Raw genomic sequence first — 19,243 nt, forward strand, 5'->3', positions numbered from 1 at the left:
GGCGGCGGGTCCTGCCGATCCTGTGCAGGGCCGGATCAGGCTGCCGGCACGGCCTGGAAATGCCGTTCAATCAAGCCCTTGATGTCCTCGTGGCAGCCGCCGCATCCGGTGCCGGCGCGCGTGGACTTGGAGACGTCCGCCACCGTGGAACACCCTTCCTCCACCGCTCCCTGGATGGCAGCCCCGCTGACACCGGCGCACCGGCATACGGTCACGGCCGGGTCTGCTGCGGCGGTGGCGGGCAGCTGGTCCGGCCCGTCCAGGCGGAGGAGGAGCGAGCGGTCGGCAGGCAGTTCGGCGCCCCGTTCAAAGAGTCCTACCAGTTCTGAGGCGGTGCGGGGCATCCCCACCGCCACCAGGCCTTCGAGCACTCCGCCGCGCGTGGTCATCTTGACGTACCGGCCATGCTCGGGGTCAGCCCACTGGGCCACCTGCAGGCGGGCCCTGCCGTTGGCTGCCCCGGCCGTGAGCGCTTCCTCATCCCAGGGATCGGCGGCATTGTTCCCGGCCACGGCCATGTTCATGCCACGGGCCTTCAGGACCACGACGCCGGGCTGTTCAGGCGGCAGGGCGGGCAGCAGTTCCGCCTCCTCCGCCTCGCCGGCGGCCAGCAGCGTGAGATAGCCCGCCAGCCACTCAGCCTGCCGCCAGCCCGGGCCCACCAGCCCGGACGGCCCGGTGGAGTTCCGGCACGCGCCGCAGCCGGGATCCGGGCAGCGGACCTCGGCGCAGTCACCGATGGCAAAGATGTGCGGTTCGTGGTGCGCCCGCAGGCGGTGGTCCACCAGGATCCCGGTCCCGGTGGAAAGCCCGCAGCCATCGGCCAGCTCGGTGCGGGGACGCACCCCGCACGAGATGACCAGGAGTTCGCCGTCAATCGCCTGCCCGTCGTCCAGCAGCAAAGCGGAGAAACCGCCGTCGGGAGCGTTGTGCTCAACGCCGGTGGAGCGGGCGTTCCCCGCCACGCGGACACCGCAGCGGCGGAGTCCGGCAGCCAGGACGCCTCCGCCGCCGCGGTCGATGCTCCGGCCCAGGGGGTGCGGCCCGTTATGGACCACGGTGACGGTGGCGCCTTCCTCCGCGGCGGCCAGCGCCGTTTCCAGGCCCAGGACGCCGCCGCCCAGGACCACCACCCGCTTGCCGCCGTCCACCGCCTGCCGCAGGACAGCGGCGTCGCGGAGGTCCCGCAGCGCTGTGACACCCGCGGGAAGCACGGGCGAGGCCGGATCCGGGTTGATTCCGGTCAGGTTCGGGATGACGGGCCGGGACCCGGTGGCAAACACCAGCCGGTCGTAGTGCACGGGTGCGCCGCCGGCGAGCAGGACCTGCTGCCGGGCCCTGTCCACGCGCTTGACCCGCACACCCAGCCGGACCTCCACGCCCTCCGCCGCCAGTTCGGCGGCATCGGCAAGGGCCAGTGCGTCAGCGGTGGTCCGGCCAACGCCGAGGTCGGCCACGAGGACGCGGTTGTAGGCGGCCTCGGTTTCCTCGCCGAGCACAGTGAGCTTGACCTGCCCTGCACGCACGGCAGGGAGGAGCTCGTCCACCAGCCTGGCAGCCACGGGGCCGAATCCCACGATGACAATCTGCTCGCTCATGAGGCCTCCGTCGTTTGCAGCGTGCGGGCGGAATCGGGGGTGGCCACGGGCCGGACCCACACGGTGTTGAATTTGAATTCGGGCATCCCGGAGATGGGATCGGTGGCGGCTTCGGTGAGGCGGTTTGCGCTTTCCGCGCCAGGGAAGTGGAAGGGCAGGAAGACCGTCTCGGGACGGATGGCAGTGCTGAGCTCCGCCCGGCAGACCACCTCACCGCGCCCGTTTGCCACGGAGACCGGGGATCCTGCGGCGATGCCCATGGCGTCTGCGGCAGAGGGATGGATCTGCACTCTGGCTTCAGGCTGGGCGGCGATGAGTTCGGTCACCCGCCGGGTCTGGGCGCCGGACTGGTAATGCTCCAGGAGCCGGCCGGTGATGAGGATCATGGCTTTGCCGGCGGGATCCACTGACGCGGCGGCGTCGTTGGCGGAAGTGCGACGCCGGCGTGGCACCACCGGGACCATCAGCGCCTTCCCGTCGGGGTGCGCGAAGCCATCCGCGAACAGCCGGGGCGTTCCAGAGCTGCCGGCCGGGTAGGGCCAGTAGGCGGCCTCGCCGCGGTCCAGCATGGCGTAGTCGATGCCCGAGTAGTCGGCCAGGCCCCCTGCGGAGGCACGGCGCAGTTCCTCGAAAACTGTTTCCGGATCCTCGCTGTAGGTGGACGGGGCGTCAAGCCGCGCGGCGAGGCGGGCCATGATCCACAGCTCGCTGCGGGCGCCGGCGGGAGGGGAGATGGCGCGGCGGCGGCGCAGGACCCGTCCCTCCAGGTTGGTCAAGGTCCCGTCCTCTTCCGCCCACTGCAGCACGGGGAGGATCAGGTCCGCCTCGGCGGCGGTTTCGGACATGAAGAAGTCGCAGACCACCAGGAAGTCCAGGCTCCGCAACCCCTCGATCACGGCGTTCGCGTCCGGTGCTGCCACCGCAATATTGGAGGCGTGCACGAAAAGGCACCGGACGCCGTCGGGCTTTCCCAATGACTTCAGCAGCTGTACGGCGGGCAGGCCCGGTCCGGGGATGGTCTCCTCAGGAACGCCCCAGACCGCGGCGACGTGCGCGCGGGCGGCGGGATCGGTGATCTTGCGGTAGCCCGGGAGTTGGTCCGCCTTCTGGCCGTGCTCGCGGCCGCCCTGGCCGTTGCCCTGGCCGGTGAGGGTTCCGTACCCGCTGCGGGCCGCGCCGGGAAGGCCCAGGAGGAGGCTGAGGTTGATGGCGGCGGTTGCGGTGTCGGTGCCGTCCACATGCTGTTCCACACCGCGCCCGGTGAGGATGTAGCTCCCGCCTTCCCGTGCCCCCGCGGCGAGCATGCGGGCGGTCTGGCGGATCAGGTCCGCGGGGACGCCGGTCAACGACTGGACGCGTTCGGGCCAGAAGGCGTTGACGCTGCGGACTACGGCGCTGTAGCCCGAGGTGCGCTCCTGGACATAGGCGGTGTCCACCAGGTTCTCGTGGATGACCACGTGGGACAGGCCCAGCAGCAGGGTGAGGTCGGTGCCCGGCAGGGGCTGGAGGTGGAGGCCTCCGCCGTCGGCCGTGAAAGCTGCCGTAGCCGAACGGCGGGGGTCAACCACCACCAGTCCGCTTGCGTCGCGGGCTCCGCGCAGGTGCTGCACGAACGGAGGCATGGTCTCGGCAACGTTCGAACCGAGCATCAGGATGGTGCTGGCGGTGTCCAGGGCTTCGAGCGGGAACGGCAGGCCACGGTCCACGCCGAAAGCACGCATTCCTGCGGCGGCGGCGGAGGACATGCAGAACCGGCCGTTGTAGTCGATGCGGGAGGTGCCGAGGGCCAGGCGGGCAAACTTGCCCAGCATGTAGGCCTTCTCATTGGTGAGGCCACCGCCACCGAAAACGCCGACGGCGTCCGCGCCGTAGCGTGCGCGGGCGTCCTTCACGGCCTGCGCGGCGAGGTCCAGGGCACGGTCCCAGCTGATGGGCCGGTGTACGCCGTCGGCACCTTTCAGGAGCGGTTCGGTGATCCGGCCGGCGTGGTTCAGGAGGGCGGGGGAGGTCCAGCCTTTGCGGCACAGGCCGCCGCGGTTGGTGGGGAAGTCCCGGCCTGCAACCTCCAGTGCAGGCGCGGAGGGAAGTGCAGGCGCGGAGCCTGGCCCCGGCTGGGCAGCCGGGGCCAGGTCCGCAGGGGACGTGAGCGTCATGGCGCACTGCAGGGCGCAGTAAGGGCAGTGCGTGTCGGCGCTTGTGGTCATGTTAGACGTGTCCCATCGCGTTCCGGCCGGCGTTGCGGATGTAGCAGGTCCAGCAGACCAGCAGCATCAGCACGTAGGCGCCAACGAATCCGTAGAATGCGGGGGTGTAGGAGCCGCTGGCGGTGCTGGAGGCGTTCAGGACCTGGGGAATGACGAAGCCGCCGTACGCGCCGATTGCGGAGATCAGCCCGAGGGCCGAGGACGCCAGGCGCTGGGTGGCCACCGAGCTGGCGCCCCTGCGTGCGGCCCGGCTGGAGGTGGCGAAGATGACCGGAATCATCCGGTACGTGGCGCCGTTTCCAAAGCCGCTGGCGGTGAACAGCATCAGGAAGAGGACCAGGAAGAGCCAGAAGTTCTTCAACGGCAGGGTCCAGATCATGGTGAGCGTGATGACGGCCATGGAAGCGAAGGCAGCCACGGTCATCCGGGCCCCGCCCATCCGGTCCGCCATGCGTCCGCCGTAGGGGCGGGCCAGCGAGCCCACCAGAGGGCCCAGGAACGCAAGGGACAGGGCTACGGTGCCTACTCCGATGGAGGAGAACGCGGGGAAGTAGTCCTTGATCAGCTTGGGGAATACACCGGCAAAGCCGATGAAGGAGCCGAAAGTACCGATGTACAGCAGCGCCATGATCCACAGGTGCGGTTCCTTGAGTGCCGCGACCGAGCCGGCCACGTCACCCTTGGCGCTGGTGAGGTTGTTCATGTATTTGAAGGCGCCGAACGCCGCGAGAAGGATGAAGGGAACCCACATCCAGCCGGCCATGGGCAGGTTGACGGTGCCGGCGGCCAGCAGGGTGATCACGATGGGAACGGCAAGCTGTGCGACGGCGGCGCCCAGGTTTCCGCCGGCGGCGTTCAGGCCCAGCGCCCAGCCCTTTTCGCGGGCCGGGTAGAAGAAGGTGATGTTCGCCATGGAGCTGGCGAAGTTGCCGCCGCCGAAGCCGGCGAGGGCGGCCACGAGCAGCATGACGCCGAACGGAGTCTCCGGGTTGGAGACACACAGGGCCAGGCCGGTGGAGGGGATCAGCAGCAGCAGGGCGGACACGATGGTCCAGTTGCGGCCGCCGAAGCGGGGCACCATGAAGGTGTACGGGATGCGAAGGGTGGCGCCCACGAGGCTTGGCATCGAGATGAGCCAGAAGATTTCCGAGGTGGAGAAGGTGAAGCCGGCGGCGGGAAGCTGGACCACCACGATGGACCACAGTTGCCAGACGACAAAGCCGAGGAATTCGGCGAAGATGGACCAGTTCAGGTTGCGGCGGGCGATGGTGCGGCCAGCGGTTTCCCATTGTTCCTTGTTCTCGGCATCCCAGTTGGCGATCCAGCGGCCGGGGCGGAACTCAAGGGCAAGGGTGTCTGTGGTGCGGGTAGAGCCGGGCTGTACGCCGGCATCGACAGTGCGGTCAACAGTCACGGGTTACCTCCTTCGGGGGATGTTGTTCCTCCAAGGTAGGGACGGCGCGTTTCGCGGACGGTCGATGTTTGTTAACGCGCTGTGACTTTTGCCTATCCGGCTGGCCGGGGCAGCGTGAGGCTGTCCTTCCCGCCCGGAATGTGGGACACGCAACAGCGGTCCGCATAGTGGACGTTTCGTCCATTGACTGGACGCGGCGAAGTAAGATCGAACTCTAACTATTCGAGCCGGGAGGCAGCCTTGCCTGCGCCCGGCCGGTCCATGAAAGCGTTTACCTATGTCATCCACCGATATCACCAAGGTGCCTGGTTCGCACCAGCCGGTGAACTCCCGAGGCCGCGTCATCGTGGCCAGCCTGATCGGCACCACAGTGGAGTTCTACGACTTCTACGTCTATGCCACGGCCGCCGTGCTCGTGTTCCCGAAGCTTTTCTTCCCGAATGTGAACGAAACCACCCAGCTGCTGAGCTCCTTCGCCGTCTTCGGCGTGGCCTTCATTGCCCGCCCCCTCGGCTCGATCGTCTTCGGGCACTTCGGGGATAAGTTCGGCCGCAAGGGAACCCTTGTTGCGTCGCTGCTGACCATGGGCATTGCCACCTTCCTCATCGGCTGCCTGCCCACCGCAAAGGTGGAAGGCTGGGAGTTCTGGGCACCGGCCCTGCTGGTGGTCATGCGCTTCGCCCAGGGCCTGGCCCTCGGCGGCGAGTGGAGCGGCGCGGCCCTGCTGGCCACCGAGAACGCACCCGCCAACAAGCGCGCCATCTACGGCACCTTCCCGCAGCTCGGAGCCCCGATCGGCTTCATCATCGCCAACGTCATCTTCCTGGTGGCCAGCTACACGCTGACCCCGGAGGCCTTCGCAGCATGGGGCTGGCGCGTGCCGTTCCTGCTCAGCGCCATCATGGTGATCATTGGCCTGTATGTGCGTCTCAAGCTCATTGAAACCCCTGCCTTCACCAAGGTGGTGGAATCCAACGAGGTAGCCAAGCTTCCGCTGGGGCGCGTCTTCAAGACGAGCTGGCGCCAGCTGATCCTGGGCACGTTCATCATGCTGGCCACCTACGTGCTGTTTTACCTGATGACCACGTTCACGCTGACCTACGGCACCAAGCCCACCTTAGAGGGTGCCAAGGCTGCCGCCGAGAAGGCCGGAAAGCCCATGACGGAAGCCGCAGCTGCCGCGTTCGTTCCCGGCCTTGGCTACAGCCGCAACGACTTCCTCTGGATGCTGATTGCCGGCGTCGTCTTCTTCGGCATCTTCACCCTTGTGTCCGGACCCCTGGCCGAGAAGTACGGTCGGCGTAAGATGCTCCTGGCCGTCACTGGGGGCATCTTCGTGTTCGGCCTGCTGTTCGTGCCGCTGTTCAGCGGCGGCTTCGTGGGCACCATGGGCCTGCTGATCCTTGGCTTCTCCCTGATGGGCCTGACCTTCGGGCCGATGGGAGCGCTGCTGCCGGAGCTGTTCCCCACGAACGTCCGGTACACCGGCTCGGCCATCAGCTACAACTTCTCCAGCATCCTGGGTGCGGCCGTGGCTCCGTTCATCGCCGTGGCCCTCTGGGAAACGGCCAAAGGCAGCCCCGTCCTGGTGGGCGTCTACCTGACGGCCATGGCGGTGCTCACCCTGGTAGCGCTGTTCCTCACCCGCGAAACGCGCGACCTGGACTACGAGAACAACGTGGCCTGACGCCTCGTGTGCATTCCAGCCCAGTTGGTGGCTGAGGTGCCCGGCGCCGTCCCTGCAATGTCAGGGATGGTGCCGGGCATTTGCTTTGGGTGGCGGAGGCAACCGGGCAGGAATGCGCGACGGCGGGCTGGCTCGGCTTGGGGCGCGTGGGTTTTTGCAGGCATGGGGTTCAGCGGGCGTAGTGGGCCACAAAGTTCTTCAGCACGGTCATGGGTTCGGTGACGGTGAACCTTCGGGCGTTGTCCATCAGTTCCTCCGCGGATTCCGGAGGGAAGTATCCGGCGTGCCGGTAGATGTCGATCCGCGTCACCAGGCCGTCGGCGTCCAGCTCCGGGTGGAACTGGGTGGCGTAGAGATTGGTCTTGATGCGGAACATGTGGACCGGGCAGGTGACTGAGCTCGCAAGCAGCACCGCATGCGGTGGCAGCGAACTGACGGCCTCCTTGTGTCCGGTAAAGGCCGTGAAGGTCCGCGGCATGCCCTGCAGCAGGGGATCCTGGAGCCCGGCGTCGGTCAGTTCGATCTCCACGGCGCCCAGCGGCTCGCCGTAGGTCCGGTCGATGACGGCGCCCTGGTGCCTACCCAGCGTGCCTACCCCGTAGCAGGCGCCCAGGAACGGGAAGTCACTGGCCATCAGCTGGTCCAGGAGGCCTGACAACTCCCGCTCCACGCGCTGCTGGACCAGGCTCTTCTGCTCCGGCGGGTCGCTGGAGGTGAACGGGCTGCCGCCCACGATGACGCCGGAGAACTCCGAAAGATCCAGTGCTGGCAGGGGAGCGGCCTCAAGCCGGACCCGGCGCAGCTCCCGTTCCTCCAGGCCGCCGTACCTCAGGTAGGCGGCGTATTCGTCCTCCGCGGCGGCGTCTTCCGCGCGGGAGGCGAGGAGCAGGAAAGGCAGCATGAGCTAAGTCTGCATCCTGTCGGCGCCCCCGGCCAGCACCGGCTCAGCCGGCGCCCCCGGCCAGCACCGGCTCAGCCGGCGCCCCCGGCCAGCACCGGCTCAGCCGGCGGGCTGGGTCAGCGACCGGCGGGACTGCGGCCGCGCTGCGGGGTCGGCGTGGCGGTGCACAAGCTTCCAATACCCTTCCTCGCGGCGGAAGATACTGGTCACGCGAAGCGCGAACTCCTCGGTGGCGGCTGCCCCGTCCAGCCGTGCCCGGAAGTGCTCGGTTTCCACCAGGTAGGCGGTGTCGCGGGCGGTATAGGAGGTGACGGTATCGAAGCCCAGCATCTCGCCGTCGCGGAACTGCCGGGCAGCCTGGTCCAGCCGGGCCTCCACCTGGGCCCAGCCGCGGGCTATGCCGCCGAACGGATTGGCCAGGGTGACGTCGTCAAGGCGCGAGTAGAGCTCCTTGATGGGGCCAGGGTCGCCCTGGGTGATTTCGGGAACCGCCTGGTGGTAGCGGTCCACTTCTTCCTGGAAGCTTGGTGCGAGCATGGCTGCCTGGACTGCTTTCTAGTCTTCGATGGTGGCGATGATGGCGCCCGCGGACACCGTTTCGCCAGCCGTTGCCGTGAGGCCAGTAATGGTGCCTGACCGGTGGGCGGTGAGGGGCTGCTCCATCTTCATGGCCTCGAGGACCACCACCAGGTCGCCTTCGGACACCACGTCCCCGTGCGTTACGGCCACCTTCACGATGGTGCCCTGCATGGGGGAGGTGAGGGCGTTGCCCGTCGCGGCTGCGGGGCCGGCGGAACGGGACCGCTTCTTGGACTTGCCCGGCTTGCCGGCGGCGGCTGCCGCGGTGCCCGGCGTGCCCAGGGAGGCGGGGAGGACCACCTCAAGGCGCTTGCCGCCCACTTCCACCACCACGCGCTGGCGCTCCTCGGCAGTGCCGTCGACGTCGGTTGCGGCGTCCGGGGTCCAGGCGGGGATGTCGTTCACGAAGGATGTCTCGATCCAGCGCGTGTGGACCTTGAACGGTCCCTCGGCGGGGGCGAAATCGGTGTTGGAGACGACGGCGAGGTCGAACGGGATGACGGTGGGGATGCCCTCCACCACCATTTCCTCCAGGGCGCGGCGGGAGCGCTGCAGGGCCTGGGTGCGGTTGGCGCCGGTAACCACCAGCTTGGAGAGCATGGAGTCGAAGTTCCCGCTGATGACGTCGCCCTGCTCCACGCCGGAGTCGATCCGGACGCCGGGGCCGGTGGGGTTCTTCAGGCCTGTGATGGTGCCCGGGGCGGGCATGAAGTTCCGGCCCGGGTCCTCGCCGGTGATGCGGAACTCGATCGAGTGGCCGCGGACCTCGGGATCGCCGTAGCCCAGTTCCTCGCCGCGGGCCAGCCGGAACTGTTCGCGGACCAGGTCGATGCCGGTGACTTCCTCGGAGACGCAGTGCTCCACCTGCAGGCGGGTGTTGACCTCAAGGAAGGAGATGGTGCCGTCCTGGCCGACGAGGAACTCGCAGGTGCCGGCACCCAGGTAGCCGGCCTCCTTCAGGATGGCCTTGGAGGATTCGTAGAGCCGCTGGTTCTGTTCGTCGGTGAGGAATGGTGCCGGGGCCTCTTCGACCAGTTTCTGGTTGCGCCGCTGCAGCGAGCAGTCGCGGGTGGAGACCACGACAACATTGCCGTGTGCGTCGGCGAGGCACTGTGTCTCGACGTGCCGCGGGGCGTCCAGGAAGCGTTCGATGAAGCACTCGCCGCGGCCGAAGGCGGCCGTGGCTTCCCGGACGGCGGATTCGAACAGTTCGGGGATCTCTTCGCGGGTGCGTGCCACCTTGATGCCGCGTCCGCCGCCGCCGAAGGCCGCCTTGATGGCCACGGGCAGGCCGAACTTGTCGACGAACTCCAGGATTTCCTCTGCGGAACTGACCGGGTCCGCGGTCCCGGGGACCTGTGGTGCGCCCACCTTTTCGGCGATGTGCCGTGCCTGGACCTTGTCGCCCAGCGCAGAGATCGCCTCAGGGGAGGGGCCGATCCAGGTGATGCCCGCTTCGATGACGCGCGCGGCAAACTGGGCATTTTCGGCCAGGAAGCCGTAGCCGGGGTGGATAGCGTCGGCGCCGGAGCGCAGGGCCACCTCGATCAGCTTGTCCATCACCAGGTAGGACTCTGCGGCGGTGCTGCCGCCCAGGGCGTAGGCTTCGTCGGCGAGCTTCACGTGCAGTGCGTCGCGGTCCGGGTCTGCGTAGACGGCCACGGAGGCGATGCCTTCGTCGCGCGCCGCCCGGATGATGCGCACGGCAATCTCACCCCGGTTGGCAATCAGCACCTTTGTGAGGCTGGGCTGCGTGGTACCTGCGGACTGCTCCAAATTTGCTGACAAGGCGTCTCCTTCTTTCCTTCAGGGAGCCTAGCGCGGTTTTGAGGGTTCCGCCGATATTACTTGCGGAATCCGCGTGTAAAGCGGCCTTCCTTTGTAGGGAAGCTACAAGCTGTGCGGAAAGGGAGCGTTTTACCGCGGCGGCCAGAGGTCCGTGATGCGGACGTTGGCGGACGCGAGCAGGCCGCGCAGGGTGGAGACTGAGAGTCCGACGACGGCGTGCGGGTCGCCGTCGACCTTCCGGATGAAGGCCCCGCCCAGGCCGTCGATGGTGAAGGAGCCGGCACAGTGGAGCGGTTCGCCGGTGGCGATGTAGGCGTCGATCTCTGCCGGGTCCATCTCCAGGAAGGAAACCTCGGCTGAGGCAACCGCCCCCACCGTGGCGCCCGAGCCGCGGCCCCCGCTGCCGTCGTCGTCCGTGTCCCTGCAGTCCACCAGCCAGTGCCCCGTGTGCAGCACCCCGGCGCTGCCGCTCATCCGGAGCATCCGCTCGCGGGCCACGTCGGCGGTGTAAGGCTTGCCGTGCGCCTCGCCGTCGAACTCGAAGACCGAGTCGCATCCCAGCACCAGGGCGCCGTCCGCTTCCGGCAGCGCCGCCACGGCCTCGGCCTTGGCGCGGGCCAGCAGCAGCGCGGTGTCGTGCGGGTCCGTGACGCCGTAGTGCGCCTGCACGGCGGCCTCGTCGACGTCGGAGACCAGCACGGTGTGCCGGATGCCGGCCTCGGCCAGGAGCTTGGTGCGGGCGGGGGACTGGGAGGCGAGGATCAGATGGAGCACCGCTTCAGCCTAGTGGACCAGCTCGCCGGAGACCGGTGCCGCCTCGCCGCGGTTCAGCTTGGCGCCCTCCACGTCCACGTCGGGCAGGATCCGGTCCAGCCACCGCGGCAGCCACCAGGACTTGGCGCCGAGCAGGTACATCACGGCCGGGACGATGGTCATGCGGACCACGAAGGCGTCGAACAGGACGCCGAACGCCATGGCAAAGCCCAGCGGCCGCACCATGGTGAGGTGGCTGAAGATGAAGCCGGAGAAGACGCTGACCATGATGATCGCGGCGGCGGTGACCACGGCGGCCGCGTGCCGGAAGCCAACCCGGACCGCTTCCTTGGCGGATGATCCGTGCATGTACGCCTCCCGCATGCCGGAGGCGATGAACACCTGGTAGTCCATGGCCAGGCCGAACAGCACGCCGATCAGGATGATGGGCAGGAAGCTGAGTACCGCGCCGGGGTTGGCCACGTCGAAGACGTTCCCCAGCCAGCCCCACTGGTACACGGCCACCACAGCACCGAAGGCGGCGGACAGGGACAGCAGGAAGCCGCCGGTGGCCAGCAGCGGGACCACGATGGAACGGAACACCAGCAGCAGGAGGACCAGGGAGAGTCCGACGACGATGGCCAGGTAGGGCGGCAGGGCGTCACCGAGTTTGGTGGAAACATCCACGTTGCCGGCGGTCTGCCCGGTCAGGCCCATGGCCACGTCGTAGTCCGCCTTGATCTCACCGTTCAGGCCACGGAGCTCTGAGACCACCTTGACGGTGCTGGCGCTGGCAGGGCCTTCCTTGGGGATGACCTGGAACACCGCGGTCCGGCGGTCCTCGCTGAGCGCCACCGGCACGGCGGCCACCACGTTGTCCACGGCGCGGAGCTTGTCGGCGACGTCATACTGCAGCTTCTGCGCCTGCGCTTCGTCCAGGTTCGCGGGGAACTCGCCCACTGCCACGATGGGTCCCGTGACGCCTTCGCCGAAGCTGCGGGCGGTCAGGTCGTAGGCCTGGTAGGCCTCGGATTCCACGGGTTCGGAGCCGCCGTCCGGCAGGGCCAGCTGCAGCTGGGTGGCGGGCAGGGCCAGGGTGCCGAGCAGGAGGACACCGGCAATCAGTGCCACCCACGGGTGCCGGGTGACCAGGCCGCCCCACCCGCGGGTGCTGCGTTCCCGATCGGTGGCAAGGTCTGCCGCTTCATGGTCCGGTTTGGCGTTGTGTGCTTCCGCTTTGGCCCAGGCGCGCTTGGAGATGATGCGCCGGCCGATCAGGGAGAGCATGGCGGGTGTCAGGGTGATGGCCACGAGGACTGCCACTGCCACGGTTCCCGCTGCCGCAAGGCCCATGACGGTGAGGAACGGCAGTCCGGGGACCACCAGTGCGGCGAGGGCGATGATTACGGTGAGGCCGGCGAATACGACCGCATTGCCGGACGTGCCGTTGGCCCGGGCAACGGACTCCTCAGGTGCCATGCCTGCCAGCAGTTGGGTGCGGTGCCGGTTGACGATGAACAGCGAGTAGTCGATGCCTACGGCGAGGCCCAGCATGAGGGCCAGCATGGGGGAGATGGAGCTCATGTCGAACAGGCCGGAGAGGGCGAAGGTGATGCCGACGCCCACGCCGACGCCGATGATGGCCATCAGCAGCGGCAGCCCGGCGGCGATCAGCGTGCCCAGCATGAGGATGAGGACCAGCGCTGCCACGGCGATGCCCACGATTTCCGCGGTGCCGAACAGGGCTGAGATGTCCTCGGTGATTTCCTTGCTGGCCAGCGCGGTGACGCCGGCGGCGGAGGTTTCGTGGGCGATCTCCTGCACCTGCTTGCGCACGGCCGGAGCGAGCCCGTTGATGGAGGTCTTGAACTGCACCTGTGCCACCGCTGCCTTGTTGTCTGCCGAGACGAAGCGGATAGCCGATGCTGCCTGCGCCTGGCGTTTGCCCTGTTCGAGCTTGGCCTTGCTGGCCGCTAGTTCCTGGGTGCCGGCGTCGAGCTTGGCCTGGCCCTGCGAGAGTGCTGCCTTCTGCTGGCCCAGCTGTGCTTCAATCAGTGCTGCCGGTGCCCCGGCGGCGGCGAGCTGCTGCTCGGCTGCGGCCAGCTGTGCCTTGCCGGCCTCCAGCTGGATGCGGGAGGCATCAAGCTGTGCCTGCCCGGCCCTCAACTGCTGCTCGCCGTCGGTGATGGCCTTGCCGGCCTGGTCCACCTGCGCCTGCGTAGCGAAGGGATCCACCGTGCCGCGGACCTCTGGGAGGGTCTGGAGTTTCTTCAGGGCATCGGTCACGGCCGCCCGGCTTTCGCCCGTGAAGCCGCCGTCCGGGGCTTCGAAAACGATCGTGGCGCTGCCGCCGGAGGCCGAGGGCAGTTCCTGCTTGAGCTTGTCCGCGATCCGCTGGGTTTCCGTCCCCGGGATCTGGAAGTTGTTGGACAGGGTGCCGTGGAACGCCGCGGCCGATCCGCCCACAGCCACCAGCGCGGCAAGCCACAGGGAGATGACCAGCCAGCGCCGGCGGTAGGAGAACGTGCCGAGGCGGTAGAGGAGGAGTGCCATGCGGGTGAACCGATCTGATCAGGAGGAACGGGTGGCGGATGGTGGAGCGGGGGTGTTGAAGCCTGTGGCAAGCAGGGCCATGGCATCGATGAGCAGTTGGCGGAGCTCTGCCAGGGATGCGGGTGTCAGGTCCGGACCGCGCCGGCTGAACCACACCTCCATGGCGGCTTTTCCGCAGGAGATGATGGAGCCGGCCAGTGCGTGGACGTACAGCTCGTCCTGCGCCCCTGGGGTTCCGGCGAGGCGCTCGCGGGCCACGGTGAAGACCTGCGCCCGGCAGTGGTCCCACGCCTCAAGCTCGGTGTGCGACATCAGGGGGCTCTGCTGGGTCAGCGTGAAGAGTTCTGCCAGCGGGGCCACGGCCTTCGGGTCGGCCAGGGCCACCAACGCGGCTTGTGCGGATTCCAGCATGGGCTCGTCCACCGGACGCAGCCGCAGTTGCTTGATCGCGTTGTCCAGGAAGCCGTGGACGATGGAGGCCAAGGCGGCGTCGGTGCTGCTGAAGTAGTTGAAAAAGGTGCGGCGCGAAATCCCTGCGGCGTCGGCGATGTCCTCGACGGTGAAGTTTCCGGGGCCGTTGGATCGCAATAGTCCCAGTGCGGCGTCGGTGATTGCCTGCCGGGTGGCAGCCTTGTTCAGTTCGCGCCGGGTAGGCGCTGGAGGCCCGGCGTCAGGATGCGGGCGGGGTTCGGTCACGCTCTTACACTATGTGCAAGTTTGCACTCCATGCAACTTGCATTCACAGGAGAACGAAAGGTTCCCGACAGCCTCTCCTGAAGTGGCCTGGCGATGCTTGGTATGTCTCGCCACGAGGCACATCAACAGCAGCCGTCAAGGCGACGGCTCGATCAGGAGACACGATATGAACCCCACAAGAAAGATGACCCTGGGCATGTCGGGGGCAGCGCTGGCGCTTGCTGCCGGCATCGGTTTCGCCGGCATGGCCTCGGCGACCACCACCACGCCCAGCCCCTCACCGAGCGCAAGCTCCAGCGCTTCGGCTGATGGAAGCACAGGCATGGCCCCAGACGGCATGGGACGCCACGGCGGCCGGGGCGGCCACGGAATGGTGCAGGCTTCTGCCCTCGCTGCCAAGCTTGGCGTGGACGAAACCAAGGTGAGCGACGCGCTGAAGGCCTTCCGCGACGCCAACAAGCCCACCACGCCGCCCTCTGACGGCCAGAAACCCGATCCGGCCACCCGCGACGCAGCCCTTGCCAAGGCCCTGGCTGAATCGTTGGGCATCGATGAGGCGAAGGTGACCCAGGCCCTGGAAGAGCTTCGCACCGAGGCCCAGGCTGAACGCGCCGCCGGGCTCAAGACGCGCCTGGACCAGGCTGTCACCGACGGCAAGCTGACCCAGGCCGAGGCCGACGCCGTCACCAAGGCGGTCCAGAACGGGATCATCGGAGGAGGCGGCCGCTGACCTGAGCCGGCGGTTGACGGGTACTTGATCCCTTAAAGCAGGAATGTCCCCGGGAGAATCTCCCGGGGACATTCCTTATAGTGGCGCTGGTTAGGCCTTGGCATCCTGCAGTTCGCGGGGTGCGGTGTCGGCGCTGATGCCGTCGGTGGCGGTTTCGCCGCCGGCAGCGTCGCTGTCATCCACGAACGGGGTGCCGTTGCGGGGTGCGTTGTACAGCGACTCGTCCAGGATGCCCTGGCGCTTTGCCACGATGGTGGGGACCAGGGCCTGGCCGGCCACGTTCACGGCGGTGCGGCCCATGTCCAGGATGGGGTCGATGGCCAGCAGGAGTCCGACGCCGGCCAGGGGCAGTCCCAGCGTGGAGAGCGTCAGGGTGAGCATCACCACGGCGCCGGTGGTGCCGGCGGTTGCGGCGGAGCCGAGCACGGAGACCAGGGCGATGAGCAGGTACTGGCTGAAGTCCAGGTGGATGCCAAAGAACTGGGCCACGAAGATCGCGGAGATTGCCGGGTAGATGGCGGCGCAGCCGTCCATCTTGGTGGTGGCACCCAGCGGCACGGCGAAGGAGGCGTAGGCGCGGGGGACACCCAGGCTGCGTTCGGTCACTCGCTGGGTCAGCGGCAGGGTTCCCACGGAGGAGCGGGACACGAAGGCCAGCTGGACGGCAGGCCATACGCCGGAGAAGTACTGCTTGACGGACAGGCCGTGGCTGCGGACCAGGATGGGGTAGACCACGAACAGGACCAGGACCAGGCCGGCGTAGATGGCCACCGTGAACTTGCCCAGCGAGCCGATGGTGTCCCACCCGTAGACGGCGACGGCGTTGCCGATGAGGCCAACGGTGCCCAGCGGGGCGATGCGGATGATCCACCAGAGGACCTTCTGGATCACGGCAAGGGCCGAGGCGTTGAGGTTCAGGAACGGCTCCGCTGCCTTGCCCACCTTGAGGGCGGCGACGCCTACGGCGATGGCGATCACGAGGATCTGCAGGACGTTGAAGCTGATGGAGGTGGTGACGGCGCCGGACTCCGCGACGGTGGAGCTGGCACCCAGGCCCAGGAAGTTCTTGGGGAAGAGGCCCACGAGGAAGGCCCACCAGTCACCGGATTTGCCGGTGTACTTGGCGTCCCCGCTGATGCCGGTGTTGGCGCCGGGCTGCAGCAGCACGCCCAGGCCGATGCCGATCAGCACGGCGATCAGGGACGTGATGGCGAACCAGAGCAGCGTGTTCCAGGCCAGCCGGGCGGCGTTGGACACCTGGCGCAGGTTGGAGATGGAGCTGACGACGGCGGTGAAGATCAGCGGGACCACGGCGGTCTGCAGCAGCGACACATAGCTGGAGCCGATGGTCTGCAGGGTGGCGCCGAGGGCGTTGGGGTTGGTCTTGGTGCTGCCGGTGTACTTTGCCAGCAGGCCGAGGCCCAGGCCCACGATGAGGGCGGCGATGATCTGGAAGCCGAACGAGCCCGCCCACTTGGGCAGCTGGAATCCGGTCTTCCCGGCGGGGGACGGGGTGCTTGTCTGAGTGCTCACCAGAACAAGCTAGACCCACAGCAAATACCACGTCGAACCAATATTTAGAAATGTTACGTGGCAGCATTTCATGAAATATCAGGAAAACCGCGGGAAATCAGGGCATGCGGGGGCCTTTGTTACTTATTCCCGGCAACGGTGTGCTTAACGTCTCGTGAGCCGCGGTGCTTCCGCACCGTCAGATAGAGCCGGTGGGCGGTGATCACGATTGCCAGCCACGCGGCACCGAGTGCCCATGCAGCAAGCACGTCCGTGAGCCAGTGGTGTCCCAGGAAGACCCTGCTGAGGCCGATGGCAACAGCGAAGAGGGCGGCGGCTGCGGCCGTGAGGATCCGGGCCCGGTTGGAATGAAGCCGAAGGATGATCAGGTAGGCCACGATGCCGGCAATCACCACCGCGTTGAGCGAGTGGCCGCTCGGGAAGGACGGCGAATGCTCGTAGGGTGGCACGGCGTCGCTGAGGTCGGGGCGGGTGCGTCCCACAAGGCGCTTGCCGGCGACGGTCATGAGCAGCGAGCCCAGGCCCGCGAGGACGATCAGGATGACGGGAGTCCAGGAGCGGCGGCGCAAAGCGAGGACGGCCATGATGACGACGGCCAGGACCGGCATGCCTATGGTTCCGCCGACATCCGTGAACGCCGTGACAACCAGGTCCAGCGTGGGCGTGCGGAGGTCCTTGCTGGCGTCCAGTGCCGGGTGGTCCAGCCCTGCCACGCCGTTAGCGGCCACTACGGCCTCATAAACCTCGCTGAAGGCGGCGGTCAAGGCAGCGGAAATGACCGCGCCCACCAGCAGGGTCAGGAACAGTGCGCCGTGTGGACCCAGCACCTGGCTTATGCGGTGTGCTGCGTCGACCAGTGTCCGGCCGGCGCGGCTGTCCCATCGGGTGAGGTCCTTGCCGCCCACGGAAGTGTCCTGGCGCAGTTCGCCCCGCACTCCCGTCCCGGCCGGTGTCCCTTGGGGCTCAGTCAATGGGCTCTCCCTCTCCATCTTGCAACGCACGGCCGCACTCAATTAGTAAGCAAGCTTATTGATTGCTGTGCGCACTGTCCATTACGGAGGTGGGGGACCCGGCCGGAAAGTGGGCGGACTACGTAAGCAGCGCCCGGCGGAGGGTATCCAGTCCCACGGAGCCGATGTTGAGGGCCTTGGTGTGGAACTCCTTGAGGTCGAACCCGGGCCGGGCTTCGAGTTCGGCGCGGATCTGTTCCCAGAGGCGCTGGCCCACTTTGTAGGAGGGGGCCTGGCCGGGCCAACCGAGGTAGCGGGTGAACTCGAAGGTGAGCTGGCCTTCGCTGATGGGGAGGTTTTCCTTGAGGAAGCCGTAGCCCTTGTCCGCGGTCCAGGTGCCGGTTCCCCAGCGCCGGGGCATCTCGAGTTCGAGGTGCACGCCGATGTCGAAGACCACGCGGGCGGCACGCATGCGCTGCATGTCCAGCATGCCCATGTGGTCGCCGGGATCGTTGAGGTAGCCCAGTTCCTGCATGAGCTTTTCCGCGTAGAGGGCCCAGCCTTCGCCGTGGCCGGAGGTCCAGCAGACGTTCCGGCGCCATTTGTTGAGCAGTTCACGGCGGTAGGTTGCGGTAGCCACCTGGAGGTGGTGGCCGGGAACGCCCTCGTGGTACACGGTGGTGGTTTCGGCCCAGGTGGTGAACGTGTCCTCGCCGGCGGGGACGGACCACCACATGCGGCCGGGGCGGCTGAAGTCGTCGGACGGGCCGGTGTAGTAGATGCCGCCCTCGTCCGTAGGGGCGATTCGGCATTCGAGTTTCTTCATGACGTCAGGGATGTCGAAGTGCACGCCGGCGAGTTCGGCAACGGCTTTGTCGGATAGGTCCTGCATCCAGGCGCGGAGTGCCTCGGTGCCTTTGAGCTGGCGTGCGGGATCGTTGTTGAGGATGTCCTTGGCCTCGGCGATCGTGGCGCCTGCCTTGATGCTGCCGGCAACGCGTTCCTGTTCCGCGATGAGGCGGTCCAGTTCCTCGACGCCCCACGCGTACGTTTCTTCCAGGTCCACTTCGGCCCCAAGGAAGGAGCGGGAAGCAAGTGCGTAACGTGCCCTGCCCACGGCGTCCTTCTCGGGCGCGGCGGGGAGCAGTTCGGTGCGCAGGAATTCCGCCAGGCGGGTGTAGGCACCCCTGGCTGCGTCAGCGCCGGCGTCGAGCCTGTCCTTAAGGGCAGCGGGAAGCGGCCCGTCGGTGGTGGCGGCCTCCGCGGCGAGCTTGGCGAAAAAGCCGTCGACGGCGGCATACTTGGCCACCTGTTCGATGACGATCCGCACCTGGCGGGCGGCGGCCACCCTGCCGGAGTCCCTGGCCATGCGGAGGGACTCGATGTAGCCGCTGATGGCAGCGGGTACGTTGTGGGCGCGCCCGGCGATGTGCTCCCAGTCCTGTTCGGTGTCCGTGGGCATGAGATCGAAGATGGCCCTGATGTCCTGGGCGGGGGAGGCGATGTTGTTCAGGTCCGCGTATTCCCAGCCGGAGGCGTGGATCAGCAGCTGGAGGCCCAGCCGTTCCCGCATGGCGTCCAGGGTCACCGCGTCAACGTCGTCTTCCGGTTCCAGGCCCTCCAGGGCGGCCAGGGCTTCCCGTGCCGCCTCTGCGAATCCGGCAATGCCGGCAGGTGAGAAGTCCTGGTACTCCGTCTCATGTCCGGGCAGGCCAAGGGTGGTGGCGAACGTCGGGTTGAGCCTGATCAGGGTGTCCGTGTAGTTGTCCGCGACGGCGTCGATCCGGGTATGCGGGCGCGCGGCGGGTGCAGTGTCTGTAGTCACATTCCGAGACTAGTAGCCAGGGTGCGAAAGAT

General features: G+C 67.6%; 14 protein-coding genes. 2 read left to right on the forward strand and 12 right to left on the reverse strand.

The features are described from left to right. Positions 1-35: 35 nt before the first annotated feature. Genes FBY36_RS15535 through FBY36_RS15545 form a run of 3 tightly spaced genes read right to left on the reverse strand, consistent with a single transcriptional unit; the run spans position 36 to position 5,216 of the window. On the reverse strand, positions 36-1,598 hold the full coding sequence (locus tag FBY36_RS15535; protein ID WP_142120814.1) for an FAD-dependent oxidoreductase: 1,563 nt from the start codon (positions 1,596-1,598) through the stop codon (positions 36-38). Then, positions 1,595-3,802: a molybdopterin oxidoreductase family protein gene (locus FBY36_RS15540; protein ID WP_142120816.1), complete on the reverse strand. Its 2,208-nt coding sequence runs from the start codon at positions 3,800-3,802 to the stop codon at positions 1,595-1,597. Before FBY36_RS15540 ends, FBY36_RS15535 begins: the two co-directional genes overlap by 4 nt. A gap of 1 nt (position 3,803) precedes the next feature. Then, positions 3,804-5,216: an MFS transporter gene (locus FBY36_RS15545; RefSeq protein WP_142120818.1), complete on the reverse strand. Its 1,413-nt coding sequence runs from the start codon at positions 5,214-5,216 to the stop codon at positions 3,804-3,806. A gap of 277 nt (positions 5,217-5,493) precedes the next feature. Here FBY36_RS15545 and FBY36_RS15550 point away from each other — a divergent pair, with 277 nt between their 5' ends. Then, positions 5,494-6,903 carry an MFS transporter gene (locus FBY36_RS15550; protein WP_142120820.1) on the forward strand — a complete coding sequence of 470 codons (1,410 nt, stop codon included), beginning with the start codon at positions 5,494-5,496 and terminating at the stop codon, positions 6,901-6,903. 169 nt (positions 6,904-7,072) lie between these two features. Here FBY36_RS15550 and FBY36_RS15555 read toward each other — a convergent pair whose 3' ends face one another. From FBY36_RS15555 to FBY36_RS15580, 6 genes are all read right to left on the reverse strand, one after another. Continuing rightward, on the reverse strand, positions 7,073-7,804 hold the full coding sequence (locus FBY36_RS15555) for a glutamine amidotransferase (RefSeq protein ID WP_142120822.1): 732 nt from the start codon (positions 7,802-7,804) through the stop codon (positions 7,073-7,075). 99 nt (positions 7,805-7,903) lie between these two features. After that, positions 7,904-8,341, reverse strand: a complete 438-nt coding sequence (locus tag FBY36_RS15560; RefSeq protein WP_142120824.1) for a YybH family protein — start codon at positions 8,339-8,341, stop codon at positions 7,904-7,906. 18 nt (positions 8,342-8,359) lie between these two features. Then, positions 8,360-10,171: an acetyl/propionyl/methylcrotonyl-CoA carboxylase subunit alpha gene (locus FBY36_RS15565; protein WP_142120826.1), complete on the reverse strand. Its 1,812-nt coding sequence runs from the start codon at positions 10,169-10,171 to the stop codon at positions 8,360-8,362. Between the two features lie 129 nt (positions 10,172-10,300). Then, positions 10,301-10,945 carry a Maf family protein gene (locus tag FBY36_RS15570; protein ID WP_142120828.1) on the reverse strand — a complete coding sequence of 215 codons (645 nt, stop codon included), beginning with the start codon at positions 10,943-10,945 and terminating at the stop codon, positions 10,301-10,303. Positions 10,946-10,954: 9 nt separating this feature from the next. Beyond that, complete coding sequence (locus tag FBY36_RS15575) at positions 10,955-13,477, reverse strand: MMPL family transporter (protein WP_142120830.1); 2,523 nt, start codon at positions 13,475-13,477, stop codon at positions 10,955-10,957. Positions 13,478-13,495: 18 nt separating this feature from the next. After that, a complete protein-coding gene (locus FBY36_RS15580; RefSeq protein ID WP_142120832.1) occupies positions 13,496-14,173 on the reverse strand; it encodes a TetR/AcrR family transcriptional regulator in 678 nt (225 codons plus the stop codon). A 166-nt stretch (positions 14,174-14,339) separates the two neighbouring features. Between FBY36_RS15580 and FBY36_RS15585 the strand changes: the two genes are divergently transcribed. Next, on the forward strand, positions 14,340-14,903 hold the full coding sequence (locus FBY36_RS15585; protein ID WP_142120834.1) for a hypothetical protein: 564 nt from the start codon (positions 14,340-14,342) through the stop codon (positions 14,901-14,903). 90 nt (positions 14,904-14,993) lie between these two features. Here the strand turns inward: FBY36_RS15585 and FBY36_RS15590 are convergent, their stop codons facing one another. The 3 genes from FBY36_RS15590 to FBY36_RS15600 form a co-directional block, all read right to left on the reverse strand. Beyond that, a complete protein-coding gene (locus tag FBY36_RS15590) occupies positions 14,994-16,436 on the reverse strand; it encodes a dicarboxylate/amino acid:cation symporter (protein WP_142120835.1) in 1,443 nt (480 codons plus the stop codon). A 119-nt stretch (positions 16,437-16,555) separates the two neighbouring features. Continuing rightward, a complete protein-coding gene (locus tag FBY36_RS15595) occupies positions 16,556-17,425 on the reverse strand; it encodes a phosphatase PAP2 family protein (RefSeq protein WP_142122668.1) in 870 nt (289 codons plus the stop codon). Between the two features lie 100 nt (positions 17,426-17,525). After that, on the reverse strand, positions 17,526-19,211 hold the full coding sequence (locus tag FBY36_RS15600) for a DUF885 domain-containing protein (RefSeq protein WP_142120837.1): 1,686 nt from the start codon (positions 19,209-19,211) through the stop codon (positions 17,526-17,528). Positions 19,212-19,243: the final 32 nt, after the last annotated feature.

It is taken from the genome of Arthrobacter sp. SLBN-122, assembly GCF_006715165.1.
GTDB lineage: Bacteria > Actinomycetota > Actinomycetes > Actinomycetales > Micrococcaceae > Arthrobacter.

Excerpts from the sequence above, each read along its gene's own strand:
- FBY36_RS15535 (WP_142120814.1), bottom strand. The coding sequence starts at position 1,598 with ATGAGCGAGCAGATTGTCATCGTGGGATTCGGCCCCGTGGCTGCCAGG.
- FBY36_RS15540 (WP_142120816.1), bottom strand. The coding sequence starts at position 3,802 with ATGACCACAAGCGCCGACACGCACTGCCCTTACTGCGCCCTGCAGTGC.
- FBY36_RS15550 (WP_142120820.1), top strand. The coding sequence starts at position 5,494 with ATGTCATCCACCGATATCACCAAGGTGCCTGGTTCGCACCAGCCGGTG.
- FBY36_RS15555 (WP_142120822.1), bottom strand. The coding sequence starts at position 7,804 with ATGCTGCCTTTCCTGCTCCTCGCCTCCCGCGCGGAAGACGCCGCCGCG.
- FBY36_RS15560 (WP_142120824.1), bottom strand. The coding sequence starts at position 8,341 with ATGCTCGCACCAAGCTTCCAGGAAGAAGTGGACCGCTACCACCAGGCG.
- FBY36_RS15575 (WP_142120830.1), bottom strand. The coding sequence starts at position 13,477 with ATGGCACTCCTCCTCTACCGCCTCGGCACGTTCTCCTACCGCCGGCGC.
- FBY36_RS15585 (WP_142120834.1), top strand. The coding sequence starts at position 14,340 with ATGAACCCCACAAGAAAGATGACCCTGGGCATGTCGGGGGCAGCGCTG.
- FBY36_RS15595 (WP_142122668.1), bottom strand. The coding sequence starts at position 17,425 with ATGGAGAGGGAGAGCCCATTGACTGAGCCCCAAGGGACACCGGCCGGG.